This window comes from Kitasatospora sp. NPDC048545 (assembly GCF_040651155.1).
Classification (GTDB): domain Bacteria; phylum Actinomycetota; class Actinomycetes; order Streptomycetales; family Streptomycetaceae; genus Kitasatospora.
The window spans coordinates 114347-129140 of record NZ_JBEZIQ010000002.1; the positions used below are offsets into that span (position 1 = coordinate 114347).

At 77.2% G+C, this 14794-nt stretch carries 8 protein-coding genes; 4 read left to right on the forward strand and 4 right to left on the reverse strand.

Annotation, left to right across the window (positions count from 1 at the left end):
* Nucleotides 1-22: 22 nt before the first annotated feature.
* Complete coding sequence (locus AB0D10_RS02610) at nt 23-3241, reverse strand: hypothetical protein (RefSeq protein ID WP_360249988.1); 3219 nt, start codon at nt 3239-3241, stop codon at nt 23-25.
* Between the two features lie 596 nt (nt 3242-3837).
* Between AB0D10_RS02610 and AB0D10_RS02615 the strand changes: the two genes are divergently transcribed.
* From AB0D10_RS02615 to AB0D10_RS02630, 4 genes are read left to right on the forward strand one after another with little or no spacing between them, the layout of a single operon-like run.
* Nucleotides 3838-6771 carry a hypothetical protein gene (locus AB0D10_RS02615; RefSeq protein ID WP_360249991.1) on the forward strand — a complete coding sequence of 978 codons (2934 nt, stop codon included), beginning with the start codon at nt 3838-3840 and terminating at the stop codon, nt 6769-6771.
* The gene (locus AB0D10_RS02620; RefSeq protein ID WP_360249994.1) at nt 6768-7955 is read left to right on the forward strand and encodes an aminoglycoside phosphotransferase family protein; all 1188 of its coding nucleotides are present in this window, start codon (nt 6768-6770) and stop codon (nt 7953-7955) included. The genes AB0D10_RS02615 and AB0D10_RS02620 overlap by 4 nt, the downstream gene beginning before the upstream one ends.
* Nucleotides 7934-9865: a glycosyltransferase gene (locus tag AB0D10_RS02625; RefSeq protein WP_360249997.1), complete on the forward strand. Its 1932-nt coding sequence runs from the start codon at nt 7934-7936 to the stop codon at nt 9863-9865. Before AB0D10_RS02620 ends, AB0D10_RS02625 begins: the two co-directional genes overlap by 22 nt.
* Nucleotides 9862-11430: a family 16 glycosylhydrolase gene (locus AB0D10_RS02630; RefSeq protein WP_360250000.1), complete on the forward strand. Its 1569-nt coding sequence runs from the start codon at nt 9862-9864 to the stop codon at nt 11428-11430. The genes AB0D10_RS02625 and AB0D10_RS02630 overlap by 4 nt, the downstream gene beginning before the upstream one ends.
* A 58-nt stretch (nt 11431-11488) precedes the next feature.
* Here AB0D10_RS02630 and AB0D10_RS02635 read toward each other — a convergent pair whose 3' ends face one another.
* Genes AB0D10_RS02635 through AB0D10_RS02645 form a run of 3 tightly spaced genes read right to left on the reverse strand, consistent with a single transcriptional unit; the run spans nt 11489 to nt 14789 of the window.
* Nucleotides 11489-12307 (reverse strand): polysaccharide deacetylase family protein, encoded by an 819-nt coding sequence (locus tag AB0D10_RS02635; RefSeq protein ID WP_360250003.1) that lies wholly within the window; start codon nt 12305-12307, stop codon nt 11489-11491.
* Nucleotides 12304-13422: a glycosyltransferase family 2 protein gene (locus AB0D10_RS02640; RefSeq protein ID WP_360250006.1), complete on the reverse strand. Its 1119-nt coding sequence runs from the start codon at nt 13420-13422 to the stop codon at nt 12304-12306. Before AB0D10_RS02640 ends, AB0D10_RS02635 begins: the two co-directional genes overlap by 4 nt.
* Nucleotides 13419-14789, reverse strand: a complete 1371-nt coding sequence (locus AB0D10_RS02645; RefSeq protein ID WP_360250009.1) for a hypothetical protein — start codon at nt 14787-14789, stop codon at nt 13419-13421. Before AB0D10_RS02645 ends, AB0D10_RS02640 begins: the two co-directional genes overlap by 4 nt.
* Between the last annotated feature and the right edge of the window lie 5 nt (nt 14790-14794).

The window sequence follows — 14794 nt, forward strand, 5'->3', positions numbered from 1 at the left end:
GCGGCCGCTCCCCGGTCGCGTGTCAGCGGCCGGCGCGCAGCACCGTGCGCTGGACACCGAGGCACACCAGGGGAAGGGCGATCAGGACGGCGGCCCAGAAGGCGCTGTGGCCCCAGAACCCGGCGATGCCTCGGTAGAGCGGACCGGCCACCGGAATGCGCAGCGCCTCCATCGGCCCGAGCGGCGGCGGCAGGGCGCCGAGCAGCATGGTGCCGAGCAGCCAGAGGGTGAACAGCCGGCGCGCCGTGCGGGGCCCTGCCAGCGTGCCGGCGAACGACACGGCGGCGAGCAGCACGGTGAAGCCGGTCTGGTAGTCGGCGCCGACCAGGCCGGTCCCCCAGGACTCCGGGGTCGGGTGGTGCCCGGTGGCGGCCAGCCGCACCTCGACGGTGGCCCCCAGCAGGACCACCAGCACGAACGTGCAGCCGAGTGCGAAGCGGACGCGTTCGCGCGTGCCGGCGCTGCCCGGGCTCCAGGCCCGCGCGACCGGTGCCGACCCGCTCCGACTGCTGCCGCCCTGGCCGGTTCCGCTGCGGCCGGTCGCGTTGCGGTCCGTCGCGTTGCGGCCGCTACCGCTGCGGCCGGTTCCGCCCCGGCCGGTCTCGCCGGCCCTGCCACCCGCGGCCCCGGCCCCGGCTCCGGCGGGCCGGGTCAGGCGCCGCCACTGCTCGGCGGTCCGGATCCGGGCCTCGTGGACCGTCCCCGTCAACCGGGCGGCCCGCTCGGTCAACACCACGGCCACGACGACACCGACGGCCGCGGCCACCCCGGCCCAGCTGCCCATGCCGCCCTCGAACACCACCACCCGGTCGACCACGGCGGGCGGCGGCTTGAGCACCGTCATCGGCGGCCCCAGGCGCAGGTACCCGATCGCCCCGGCCGCAGCCGCGGCCAGGGCCAGCGTCCCCCGGCCGACCCGGGCGGGGAACACCACCAGGATGACGGCGGCCGCCGCGGCCGCTCCCAGCTGCGGCGCCACCGACCGGGCCGCCAGCTCCCCGGCGGTGCGCAGCCGGTCACCGAACGCACCGTTCGGCAGGACCGCGAGCGCGTTGCCGGCGTCGACGCTGATCCTCGCGAGCGCGCCGGCCCAGAGCACCAGCGCCAGGCCTACCAGCACCAGCAGGGCTGCGGCCGCCTGGCGGGGCAGCGCGGTCCTGGCGTTCGCCCACCAGATCCGGGCCCGGGGGGCCAGGTACGCCCGCAGGCGCCGCGCGGCCGGTCCCGGGCCGTCCCGGCCGTCCGTCCGCCCGGGCGCGTCCTCCGCGACGGCGGCACACCTGGTCCGCAGCGCCTCGGCGGCGACCAGGGTGGCACAGCCCGCCACCGTCCCGGGGGTGGCGCGCACCGCGCGGCGGCGCAGCGCCGACCAGCGGCGCCGCACCCCGTCCGCCGTCCCGCGGCCCGTCGCCGCCCTGGCCCAGGCCCAGGCGACCAGCGCGACGTCCGCCACGACCGCCGCCACCAGGGCCAGGACGGCGGACACCCGCACGGGCAGCAGCAGCCGGTGCAGTGCGGTGGGCAGCGGCGACAGGCGGCCCAACAGCCGGGTGTGCTCCTCGGGCTGGACGGTCAGCCAGACCGCCAGCCGGTAGGACTCGGCCCGTTCCTCGACGCTCAGCCCGTCCCCGGTCCGCCGGCCGCCGCCGAGCTCCCGGGCGGCCCGGTCGGTGTCGGCCACCACCTCCGGCACGCGGGCGAGCGCCAGCAGCCGCCCGCAGTGCTCGCCGTGGCACTCCGGGTGGTCGCAGTCGTAGCGGGCGGCGACGGTGTGCACCGAGGCGGCGAGCAGTTCGTCGATGACGGCGACGGCGTCCGGCGCGGCGGCGATCCGGGTGAGGCCGGCCGAGTCGATCGGGCGCTCGCGGTGGACCGGGGTGGCCGAGGGTGCGAACGCGGCGCCGAAGGCGAGGACGGCGAGCGCGGCCGCGTCGGCCCGCCGGGTGCCCCGGGCGATGTCGACGGCCCGGAGGTAGTGCAGGTCGAACAGGGTGTCCCTGACCTCGTCGCGCAGCCAGGCCAGCAGCTGCTGCGCGCCGCCGTCGACGAGCCACTCCGCGGCCTCCCCGGAGCGGTTCAGCATGGTCCAGGCGAGCACCGAGGGGGCGTGGTACGGGTCCCCCAGGAAGGTGACGGGCCGGTGGGCGTAGCCGCCCACGGCGCCGGCGGCAGAGCCCTGGGGGCGCACGACGGCGGGGCTGGCGCCCTCCAGCCAGCCGGTGACCTGCTCGGCCTTCCAGCGGTGGGCGGGGTTCCTGGTCAGCAGGCCCTGGAGCAGCATGAGCCGGCGCGGGTCGGTGACAGCGGAGAGGTCCGCCTGCTCCCCGAAGACCAGGTCGTACTGCAGCACCTCGTCGCTGACCAGGAGGCCTTCCGCGTCCAGGTAGTGCGGGCGGCCGGAGAACAGCTCGTACAGCACGTTGCCCAGGCCCCACCACGGTCCGGCCGGGTGGTTGGCCCCGGCGAGCTGCTCGGGGGCCATGTAGGCGATGGTGACCTGCATCTCGGGCGAGAAGCTCCGGCTGGCGGTGAGGCGGGCGACCCCGCCGAAGTCCGAGATCACGAACTCCCCGGGGCCGCCGCCGGGGCGCACCAGGACGTTGGAGGGCTTGAAGTCCACCGGGTTGCGCTGGATCCGCCGCTGCCAGAAGTCGAGCATGGCGACGAGTTCGCGGATGATCCGGTCGGTCTCGCGCGGGTCGGTGTGCCGGCCCTCGCGGTGCAGGGCGGCGATGTGGTCGGCGAGTGTGACCGGCAGGTACTCCATCGCCACCCAGGCGCACTCCGTCCCGGCGTGCTCGACCCGGCCGAAGTCGATGATCTCGGGGACGTGCCGCCGGTACGCCTCGGTACGCAGGTGCCGCAGCAGTTCGGCGTCCATGGCCTGGCCCGCCCGCGCCACCTTCACGGCGGCGTCCCCGCCGCCATCCGTGCGCCGGACGTGCCAGACGGTGCCCTCGGTGCCCGAACCGGCGACCTCGTAGGGCTCGTACCGGTTCAGCAGGGCGGCCGGGAAGGCGCCGCCGAAGTGGCCGCCGCGGGCGGGCGCCGGACGGCGGGTGACGGTGCTCGGGGTGGCGTCGCGCGGCGGCGGGACGACCCTGGTCGGCGCGTCCGGGTGGGCGCGGAACCGCTTGAGCCTGGAGGGCGGACCGCCGGTCGGGGCGTCCTCCGGGCGGCCCCAGGGCCGCCGGTCCACCCGCGTGCGCGGTTCCGAGCCCGTCGGCACCCCGTCGGCCATCCTGTCGCTCCCCTTCCAGCCGACACCTTGACGCATCATCATGTCGCAGGCGGCTGACGGAGGTCGCCGAGTTCGACCGGTTTCGGACCGGCCCGTGGCCAAGACGTTACCCACCCCGCCGCCCTGGGCCCGGGCCGCCCGCGGGCACCGCGGCGACGGCGCCCGGCGGTGCCACGCGGCGCCGGGCGGGCACGCAGCGCGGCCGGGCGGACACGGATCAGGGCTGTCGTTCCCGGCCGGGCCGGTGCACGCTGGACGGAACGGGGGGCTCGACGAGGAGGCGCCCGATGCCCGTGCCGGTCCCCGGTCCCGCGGTCGCCGCTCTGGCGGTCGCCGTCGCGGATCCGGCCCGGTACGTCGCGGATCCGGCCCTGGCGGGCCGGGGGCGGTCCGGGCCCACGGCCGCCGCGCCGATGGCTCCGGGGGCGCACGGCCCGTCCCCGGCACGGGTCTCCCCCGGCACGACGCGCCGTCGTACGCCCCGCGGGCGGCTGGGGAAGCAGGCGGGACGCCGGGTGCCTAGAGTGGGAAGGCACAGCGGCTGCTCGGCTCCGCGGGCGCTGTCCCCTCCTTCGGGAGCTCACGGGAGTCCACGAATGAACGATGCGCAGACCGCGGCGGCCGACGGTGAACGATCACCGGTGGACCTGCACCTGGCCGTGCCGGAACTGACCGACCGCCTGCTCGGACGCGCCGCCGGTGGACAGTGGCTGGACGCCTTCCTGCTGAGCGCCGGGCTGGTCCAGGTCGTCGAGGACGTGCTGGAGGGCACCGCATGGCGGCCCCGCCGACTGGTGGAGCACCTGGCGAAGGGCGGCCGGCCCGGCGCGGTCGGCGCGGCCCGGGCCGGACTGCGGACCGCCACCGGACTGTGGCTGGCCGCGCCGCCCGCACGCCGGCTGCACGCGTGGTGCGGGCGGGCGGGAGCGCTGCGCGACCGCCTGGCCCTGCGGGCCCTCCTGGAGGCCGCACCGGCGGGGGGTCCGGCACCGGACGGCCCCGACGGCGCCGGCCCTGCCGCCGACCTGCTCGCCGAACTCGCCGCCGCGGTGGCCGGGTTGGCCCGGCTGCCCGGCGCCCGCATGCTGCTCGCCGGGGCGGTCCAGCGCCCCCCGGCCTGCTTCCGCAGCTTCGACCAGCACCCGCAGGACTGCGTCGCGCTGGCCCGGCTGGTCGACGCCCGCCACCCGGACCCCCACCGCCCGGTGCTGGTCCTCGGCGTGCGCACCTCCGGCAGCTACCTCGCGCCGCTGCTCGCGGCGCAGCTGCGCCGGCTCGGCCACCGGGCGGTGACGGCCGGCACCACGCGTCCGGGCACGGCACTGCTGCCGGGACGGACGTCGGTGGTGCGCGACCTGCGGCGCCGGGGCGGCCTGCTGCTGCTCGTCGACGACCCGCCGGTGACCGGCGGGTCCCTGGCGGGCCTCGCCGCGCAGGCGGTCCGCGGCGGCTTCGACCCGGCGTCGGTCGTCCCGGTCCTCGCGACCCTCGACGACGCGGGCGCCCTGCCGCCGGCCCTGCACGGCCTGCCCTGCGTGGTCCTGCCGGGCCGCGACTGGCACGTGCGGACGCTGCTCTCCCCCGGGGCGCTGACCGCCCTGCTGCCCTCCGTGCTGCCGCCCGGCCGACAGCTTCTCGACCTGTCGGTCGGCCCGCAGGGGCCGCTCTCCCGCCGCTCGCACCTGGCGGTCGTCTGCTCGGCCCGCACGGCCGGGCCGGACGACGGGGTGGACGGCGGGGTGGAGGACGTGCCGCTGCTCGCCGAGTGGACCGGCGTCGGCTACTTCGGGGCGTACGCGCCCGCGGTCGCCGGGGCGCTGGCCGGTCTGGTCCCGCGTCCGCTCGGCTTCGCCGACGGCGTGCTCGTCCGGGCCCTCCCGACGGCCGTCCCGGGCGGCGGACCGGCGGACGGACCCGCCGACGGGCCGTCGGACCGGGCGGCGAACGGGTCGTCGGCCGGGTCGTCGGCGGGGTCGTCGGACCGGCGGGTCGTCCCGCCCGCCGAGGTCGCCCGGTACGTGGCCGCCCGGCAGCGCCTGCTGGCCGTCCCCGCCGACCGGAGCCTGCGGCTGGCCGGGCGCGACCCCGTCTGGGAGGCCGCCGCCCGCCAGCTCGCGCCAGCCTTCGGGCGCCTGCACACCGTGCTGCGCCCGACCCTGCTCGACCCGCTGACCCGCGCCCTGCTGGCCTCCGACCGCCCCTGCGTGACCGACGGTCTGACCGCGCGTCACCGCTGGACGGCCGACGGCGCCGGCGGCTGGCACAAGACCGCGTACGCCGACGGTGCCTTCGGCCACCTCAACCTCGCCAGCTACGACGCCGCCTACGACCTCGCCGGCGCGGCCGGCCCCGACGACGGCCCTGAGCGCGGCCCCGACGACGGCCCGGTCCCGGCCCCTCCGGACGAGGACGCGGAGCTGCTCGCCGAGTACCGCCGCGCCACCGGCGAGGAGGTCTCCGCCGCCCGGTGGTGCCTGCTACGGCTCGTCCAGGCCCGGCACACCGCCCTCCAGGACGGGCTGGAACCCACCGAACGCACCCGCGCCGAAGCCCGGCGGGCCCAGGCCCGGGCGGTGCAGCGCTTCCTCGCCGGTGTCTACCTCGCGGACCTGGTCGAGGAGCCCCGCGGCCCCTGCTGCGTCCTCGACGTGGACGGCGTCCTGGAGTCCGACGTCCTCGGCTTCCCCGCCTCCTCCCCCGCCGGCATGCTGGCGCTGCGCGCCCTGCGCGCCCACGGCTACCGCACGGTGGTCGCCACCGGACGCTCCGCCCCCGAGGTCGCGGACCGCTGCGCCGCCTACCGGCTGCCCGGCGGGGTCGCCGAGTACGGGGCGGTCCTGGTCGACGCGGCGACCGGCGGCACCGAGGTCCTGCTGGACGACGGGCGCCGCCGGGCCGGTGACGGCGGGCTGCGCGGCCGGCTGGCCGCCCTGGAGCCGCCCGCCGTCACCGACCCGCTCGCCCGCTGGTGCGTCCGCGCCTCCGTCCGCGCGCCGCGGGACGGCCGACGCCGCGCCTTGGCCCCGGAGACCGTCGCCGCCCTCCTCCGCGAGGCGCCGTTCGGCGAGCTCTTCACCACCGTCCCGGGCCGGGCCCAGACCGACTTCATCCCGCACGGCACCGGGAAGCTCGCCGGGACCCGCGCCCTGCTGGCCCGGCTCGGCGCCGACGGCCCGCCCGCCCTCGCCGTCGGCGACGGCGTCGCCGACGTGGACCTGCTCGGCTGGGCCGCGACCGCCGCCGCCCCGGCGAACGCCGAACCGCCGGTCAGGGTGGCCGGCGTCCCGGTGGCCCGCCGCGCCTACCAGGCCGGGCTCGCCGACGCCGTGGGCCGGCTGATCGGGCACCGCCCGGGCGGCTGCCCGCGCTGCCGGGCGCTGCGGCCGCCCGCCGACGCCCGCGCGCTGCTGGCCCTCCTCGCGGTCCCGGAGGCCGGCCGGGCGGGTGCGCCGCTGCGCCTCGCCCGGCTCGCCGGACAGGCCGCACGCACCGTGGCGGCCACACCGACCCACCGGGGCCCGGGCAGATGAGCCCGGCGGCGCAGAGGCCGGACCGCACCCCCGGGCCGCACGGCGCCCGGGTCCGGTCCCTGCTGCCGCCCGCCCTCCACCGGTACGCGCCGCTGCGGCGGCGGCCCGCCCGGCTGCCGCTCTCCCCGCGGGCCCTGCTGCCGCTGCGCCGTCCGCTGCTGGTCTACGGCCCGGCCGACCGGCTGAAGGCCCGCCGGATCGCCCGCCGGCTGGAACTGGACGGCACCCACACGCTGCGGCCCGGGCCCCCCGGGCTGACCGACGTCCTGGTGCTCTCTCTCGACGCCCCGGGCCGGGACCGGCTGGCGGTCAAGCACGCCCGCACCGGCCCGGCCGTCACCTCGCTCGACCACGAGTGGCGGGTGCTGGAGGCGCTCGCCGCCGACGAGCGGCTCGGCAGCTGGCGCGCCCTCGTCCCCGCACCCGTCCGCCGGGCCCTGACCGGCCCGCTGCCGCTGATCACCGAGACCTGGCTGCCCGGCACCACCGCCGACCGGCTGCTGCCCACCGGCCCGGGCCCGGACCGGACCGTCGCCGAGCACGCGCTCACCACCATCGCCGGACTGCACCGGGCCACCGGGCGCACCGAGACCGCCACCGGCCGGCTGGTGGCCTGGGTCGACGAGCCGCTGGACGCGCTCCGCGCCGGCATCCCCTGGTGCCGCACCGGGACCGGCGCCGTCGGACTGGCGCGCGTGCGCGCCCGGCTGCGCGCCGGACTGGCCGGCGCCGAGACCACCGTCGCCTGGACCCACGGCGACTTCCACGCCGGGAACGTGCTGCTCGACGAGCCGACCGGCCGGGTCACCGGCGTGATCGACTGGGGCGGCGCCCGGCCGGACGGCCCCTGCGCCATCGACGCCTACACCTTCGTGATCGCCCTGACCTGCCGCCGCGAGCGCCGCCAGCTCGGCAGCACCGTACGGGAGATGGTGCGCCGCGGCGCACTGCCCGGACCGGACCTCGCCCTGCTCGACCGCACCCGCGCCGACCTGGTGGACCTGCGCCGGGACGGCCCGGCCGGACCGCCGGACGGCGCCGTGCTGCCGCTGCTGACCTGGCTGTGGCACATCGTGTCGAACGTGACCAAGGCCCCCCGCTACGCGCGCAGCCACTGGTGGGTGACCCGCAACGTGACCCCGCTCCTGGAGGAGGCAGCCACATGGCCGGCGACCCGGTCGTGACGCCGCTGTCGGCGTCCCGGACACGCCCGTCCGACGGGACGACGCACCGCCGCCCCGGGTGGACGGCGCGGCTGCCCGCGCTGACGGCCCGCGCCCTGCTGCCGGTCTCGCTGTTGCTGTGGCTGCTGTCACTGCACAGCGTCGACCTGGACCGGATGGGCGACCTCGGCCTGCTGCAGGTGCTCCCCGTCCTGTACTGGGTCGCGGTGGGCATGCTGACCGCCGGCTTCGTGCTGGCCCTGCGCACCCGCAGCCTCCGCCAGTGGTGGCTCGCCGCCTACGTCCTGGCCCTGATCGCGGTCGTCCACGCCACGCCGACCCTCCTCTACGCCAACCTGCGGTACTCCTGGGCCTGGAAGCACGTCGCGGTGATCGACGCGATGCTGCGCCACGGCGGGCCGGTGCCGCACGCCGGACTGCTGGACCCGTACAACCAGTGGCCCGGGTTCTTCGTCGTCAACGGCCTGCTGCTGCGGGTCACCGGCCTGCACTCGGCGCTCGGGTACGCGAGCTGGGGGCCCCCGCTGTTCAACGCCCTGCTGATCGCCCCGCTGCTGCTGCTGTACCGGGCGGTCAGCTCCGACCGGACGGTGGTGTGGGGCGCCGTCTGGGTCTACTTCTCCTGTTCCTGGGTGGGCCAGGACTACTTCTCCCCGCAGGCCTTCGCCCTGGTGCTGTACGTCGTGGTGATCGCCTCGGTGGTCCGCCGGCTGCCCGACCGGGCCGCCCCCCGCGCCCCCGGCCGGGCGCCACCGGGCGGGGCACACCGGTCCGCGGGGCCCGGGGCGGGCAGCGGCGCGACCGGCGGGTGGGGGCCGCTGCGGCTGCCGATGGTCCTGGTGCTGGAGGCCGCGATCGTCTGCTCGCACCAGCTCACCCCGCTGATGCTGATCAGCTCACTGGCCGTGCTGGCGGTGCCCCGCCGCAACCGCCGGGTGGTGCTGCCCCCGCTGCTAGCCGCGGTCGTGATGACGGCGGTGTGGGACGCCACGGTGGCACGGCCGTACCTGGCCGCCAACCTCGGCCAGTTCGTCCGGGCGCTCACCACGCCGGACTCCAACATCACCTCCGGGTTCGCCAACCTCGGGACGGCCTCGGCGGACCAGGCGATGGTCGACTGGATCGACCGGGGACTGTCGGCCGCGGTGGTCCTGCTGGCGGTCATCGCCGTCGTCCGCCGCCCCTGGGTCCGGCGCACCCCGATGCCCTGGCTCGCGCTGGCCCCGGTGCCGCTGCTGGCGGCCAACAGCTACGGCGGCGAGATGCTCTTCCGCGCCTACCTGTTCGCGCTGCCCGCCACCGCGTTCCTGCTGGCCGCGCTGGTGCTGCGGCCCACGCCGCGGCCGCGGCTGCGCTCGGCCTGCGCACTGGTCCTGCTGCTGGCCCTGCTGGGCGGGCTGTTCTTCGGCTACGACAGTAAGGAACGGATGAACCGGTACACCGATGCCGAGGTCACCGCGACGCAGCAGCTGTTCGCGGCCGCGCCACCGTACTCGGTGGTGGTGTCCGTGACCGGGAGCGTGCCGGGCATCTACGAGCACTTCGAGGACCACCCCCAGGTGCGGCTCGCCGAGACGTCCGAACCGACCCGGAAGCTGTTGACGCAGGACCCGCTGGGCGGGCTGGAGGCCGCCCTCGGCTTCACCCATCCGGGGGTACCCGCGTACCTGGTCCTGAGCCGGGCACAGGCCGCCGAGACCTCGCTGACCGGCGTGCTGCCGGCCGACACGGTGGACCGGCTGTCCGACGTGGTCGCCCGCACCCCGGGCTTCGAGCTCGTCTACCAGAACGGCGACGCGGCGGTCTACCGCTTCGTCCCCAACCCGCTGCCCGGCCAGGAGACCTCGCCCGTCCCCCCGGCCGTCCAGGCACCCGCCCAGTCCTTCCTCCGGCCGGGAGGCGGCCCGTGAACAGTGACCCGTCCGCCGGTGGGCCCGTCGCCGGTGACCCGTCGGCCGGCGACCCTTCCACCGGTGACCCTTCCGCCGGTGACCGGTCGGATGGCGGACCGTCGGCCGGTGACGCCTCCGTCGGTGCTCCGTCCACCGGCGACGTCCGGCTCGGCTGGGCCCTGGCCGCGTCCGGCTGGGTGACGCTCGCCGTCTACGCGCTGGCCGACGCCAACCCCGTCCGGGTGGCCGTGGCCGGCGTGTTCCTGCTCTGCTGCCCGGGGCTGGCCGCGGTGCGGTCGGCCCGGCCCCGGCTGGCCGCGAGCGGCGTGCCGATGGGACGGCTGGAGTCCTGGGTGATGGTGGTGGCCCTGAGCCTGGCCATCGACACGGTGATCATCGTGGCCTTCTACCTGAACGGCGGGTTCATCAGCGGCTGGCCGCTGGCCGCCGTAGCCGGTGCCACGTCGCTGCTGGCGTTGCCGCTGTGCCTCCCGCGCGGCCGACGTCCGCACACCCCACGCCCGCGCGCCCGGCCCCCGGGCGACGACACGCGGACCCCGGGAGCGGGCGGCGGCGGGGAAGCCGACAGCGGGGCGGACGACCACGGCGGGGCGGACGACCGCCCGGCGAACGACCGCCCGGCGAACGACCGCCGAACGGACGACCGCCGGACGGACGACGCCCGGCGCGCCGACCGCCGACGACGGCGCGGGGCGGCCGGGGCCGCACTGGCCGCCGTGCTGCTGGTCGCCGGGTGCGCGACGGGCGGCGGGGGCAGTGGGCGCGGCGCCTCCGGCTCGCCGTCGGCCCCGGGCGGCGACGGCGGGGCGAGTGCCACCGGCCCGGCCTCGACCGCCCCGGCGGCCCCGGGCTCCTGGCACCTGGCCTTCCAGGACGACTTCGGCGGCGACCGGCTCAACCGCTCGAACTGGACCACCTGCTACGACTGGAACCAGAACGGTTGCACCAACGCCGGCAACCACGAGCTGGAGTGGTACCGCCCGCAACAGGCCACGGTGGACGACGGCAGGCTGACGCTGACCGCGCACCGGTCGGCCACCACGGGCAGCGACGGCAAGACCTACCCGTGGACCTCCGGCATGGTCTCCACCGGGCGGGACTCCTGGAACGCGCAGCCCCGGCACACCTTCACCTACGGGTACTTCGCCGCCGCCGTGCGCATTCCCCCCGAGGAGGGCATGTTCCCCGCGTTCTGGCTCCTGCCCGAATCCCGTACCACCCCGCCGGAGGTCGACGTCGCGGAGTTCATCTCCACCACCCAGTACGTCCAGATGACCGTGCACTTCACCGGGCCGAACGGCGAGGACAAGGACCAGTGGGAGCGCTACGGCCCGCAGGACTTCCCGGCGGACTACCACGTGTTCGCGCTCGACTGGGAGAGCGACTCGCTCACCTGGTACGTCGACGGCGTGCAGCGCTACCGGGTGACGGAGCCGGAGAAGATCCCGCACGTGCCGATGGAGGTGCTGCTCAACCTGGCCGTCGGGTACCCGAGTGCACCGCCGCAGAACGTCGACTCGGCGCACATGACGGTGGACTGGGTCCGGGTCTGGCAGCACTGATCCCCCGCCCCCGGCAGCGCTGCCCCGCTCAGGAACCGGCGGGTCGGGAACCGGCGGGTCAGGGACCGGCGGGCGGCCCGCCGGCCGGGCTGCCGAGGCCGGCCCGCAGCCGACGGTAGGCGCGCCAGCCCTTGGTGCGCAGGCGTTCCGGGAACGGGGAGACCGGTGCGCCGGTGCCCTCGACCCACTGGCCGAACAGCCGGCGCGGGGTGTCCCGGCGCACCATCAGCCGGGCGATCCGCAGCGGTTCGTCGGCCGAGGAGCTGAAGGCGTCGGCGACGGCGCAGGCGCTGGTCCAGCCGGCCTCCTGGACGCAGTGGCGCACGGCCGGGCTGGAGTAGCCGTGCGGGTAGGCGAAGGAGTGGGCCGAGTGGCCCAGCAGGTCCTCCAACTGCTCCTTGCAGCCCCCCACCTCCTCGCGCAGCCGCCGCCGGGAGACGGTGTCGAGCTGGGGGTGGGTGCGGGAGTGTCCGCCGATCTCGATGCCGAGCGCGTCGAGGTTGGCGAGCTGGCGCCAGCTGAGCATCTCGGCGGGCGGCAGCAGGCTGCCCTCGGCGGAGTGGCCGGGGGTGTGCAGGGCCCCGGTCGTGACGAACAGGGTGGCGGGCAGGTCGCGTTCGCCGAGCAGGGGGGCCACGGTCCAGTAGAAGTCAGCGAAGCCGTCGTCGAAGGTGAGCACCGCGCAGTGGTCGGGCATCGCCGGTCCGCCGCGCAGGGCGGTGACCAGGCGGTGCAGCGGGACCACCATCCGGCCGGCCGCGGCGAGCCGGTCGAGGTGCTCGGTGAAGACCCTCGGCGTGACGGCGAACGGGGCGATCCACTCGGGCGGGTCGTCGCTGACCGAGTGGTACAGGAGCACCGGGACGACCGGTGTCACGGCCCGCCTCCGGGCCGTCCCGGCACCTCGTCGGCGGCCGGCGCGGCGGATCCGGACGGCACGGCCCGCACGGCGGACGCCGACGTCACGGCCGAGGCGGTGGACCCGGACGGCACGGCCGAGGGGGCGCGCCCGGCCCGGGGTGCCGTGCCGGGCGCAGCCGTCCCGGCCCCACCGGACCCGGACCCGCCGGACCGCGGCACGAGTGCCCGGACGCGGCCGAGCGCGTACCCGGCCACGGTGAGCGCCACTCCGGCGACCAGTGCGCCCGCGCGTCGCGGTCCGCCGCCGCCGGGGCGCAGGCAGCCGCCGAGCGCGCGCGGCACGGTCGAACGCAGGTAGCTCCGTTCGCTGGCGAGGGCGGCGCCGGCCCCGCGGTGGCGGGCCACCGCGGCCTTGGACCAGCCCTCGGCGTAGCAGCGGGAACGGAAGTAGGCGAAGGCGGCCCGGCCCGGCGGCACGTGGTGGTGGACGACGGCGGCCGGTTCGTGCAGCAGCACGGCCCGGGGGTGGCGCTCGGCGAGGCGGAGGCAGAACTCGGTCTCCTCGCAGCCGAGGGGGCGGGTGCCGACGCGGCCCAGGTCGGTGCGGAAGCCGCCGACGGCGAGCGCCTCGCGGCGGCGGAAGGACATGTTCGCGCCGATGAAGTTCCGCACCGGGCTGCGGTGGACGGGCAGCCCGCGGTAGGAGCAGCCGACCACCCAGTCGAACTCGGGCGGGAACCAGTCCGGCCGGGTGCCGGCCTCCCAGCGGGCCACCACCAGGCCGCCGACGCCGTACACGTCCGGGTCCCGGTAGGGCGCGCACAGGCGGACCGTCCAGTCGGGTTCGGCGGCCGCGTCGTCGTCGAGGAAGGCGACCACCTCGTGGCGGGCGGCGCGCACCCCGGTGTTGCGCGCGCCGGACAGGCCGCGCCGCTCCCGGTTGGTGAGGACCCGCACGTCGGGGAACGCCGCCGCGGCCCGGCGGGCGAGGTCCGGGCAGTGGTCGACGACCAGTACGACCTCCTCGGGCGGTTGCCGCTGGGCGCGCAGGGAGTCGATCGCCTCGCACAGGTCGGCCCAGCGGTCGAGCGTGTAGGCGCACACGATGACGGACAGGCCCGGGGTGTTCACGGCCGACTCCGTTCGGTTGTCGGGAGCCACCGCGGCAGGGCGCACAGCAGCGGCACGGCGAGGACGGTGGCGGCGATCAGCCAGGCCAGACCGACACCGACGAGGCCGAACAGCGGCAGCAGCCAGACCGTCAGACCGAGCACGAGGACGCAGTAGGCCCCCTGCAGGGCGATGATCGGGCCCAGTCGCTGCCGGGCCCGGGCGGTGTCGACGGCGACGCTGAGCACCAGGTGCGGCACGGCGGACAGGGCCAGGAGCCGCAGCAGGGCGGTGCCGTGTTCGGCGTAGCCGGAGCCGAACAGCGACAGCAGCCATGGCGCGGCCACGACGGTGACGAGCACGCCGGCCGCGACCAGGGCCCCGGCGTGCCGCAGCACCCGGCGGCCGTGCTCGGCCAGCCGGCCGGGCGCCCCGGCGGACTCGACGATGAGCGAACTGCCCATGTTGAGCGCGACGAGGTAGAAGGTGTAGGCGATCACCCAGGCGAGCGAGTAGTAAGCGATCTGCTCCGGCCCGAGGGTGTCCAGGACGACCAGCGGGACGACGGTCGCCGCGGTCAGCCGCAGCAGGGCGCCGAGGTAGTCCGCGGTGGCGTAGCGGGCGAGCCGCGGGACGGCGCTCGCGGCGCTGCGGCCGGGGGCCCGGGCGGGCAGGATCCGGCGGAAGAGCAGCGTGTTGGCGGTGACCAGGGCGACCAGCAGGGCTCCGGCCCAGGAGATCAGGATCCCGGCGTGCAGCGCCCAGCCCGCCAGGCCGGCCAGCAGCACGATCTTCACGACGGCGAACAGGGCGTTCTCGCCGAGCACCCAGCCCGGCCGGCGCAGGCCGGTCAGCGCACCGTCCTGGAGGACGAAGAGCGTGTAGCCGGCGGTCATCGCGAGGAAGGCGAGGGCGACCGGCGGGCTGCGCAGGAAGCCGAGGTCCGGTGCGACCACCGGGACGAGGACGAGGAAGAGGCTCCCGACCACCACGTTGGCGGCCGTGGCGATCAGGTAGCAGCGGATCAGCAGGGTCCGGGTGCCCGGGCCGGCCGCGGGCACGAAGCGGATCAGCACGTCGGCGAGGTTGAGTTGGCCGATCTCGGAGATCAGCGCCGCGGCCGTGAGCACGGCGTAGCTGAGCCCGACGAACTCCGCGCCGTACCAGCGGGTGGCGAGCATCCAGAAGACCGCGCCGAACCCCGCCGTGAGGACCGAACTGGCGGTCAGTACGTGCCCGTTGCGCAGCAGCGGCTCACCGGCCGTCGCGGCGCGCAGCCGGGCCCGCACCAGGGCCGGGTACGAGCACTCGCAGGGCAGCGGCAGCGGGCAGGAGCACGCGGGACGGCCTCCGGCGGGCACGACGGCGGGCACGGCGCGCGCGGACACGGGCC

Bases quoted from the DNA above. Each gene is read 5' to 3' on its own strand.
- AB0D10_RS02610 (WP_360249988.1), bottom strand. From the start codon at position 3,241: ATGGCCGACGGGGTGCCGACGGGCTCGGAACCGCGCACGCGGGTGGAC.
- AB0D10_RS02615 (WP_360249991.1), top strand. From the start codon at position 3,838: ATGAACGATGCGCAGACCGCGGCGGCCGACGGTGAACGATCACCGGTG.
- AB0D10_RS02620 (WP_360249994.1), top strand. From the start codon at position 6,768: ATGAGCCCGGCGGCGCAGAGGCCGGACCGCACCCCCGGGCCGCACGGC.
- AB0D10_RS02625 (WP_360249997.1), top strand. From the start codon at position 7,934: ATGGCCGGCGACCCGGTCGTGACGCCGCTGTCGGCGTCCCGGACACGC.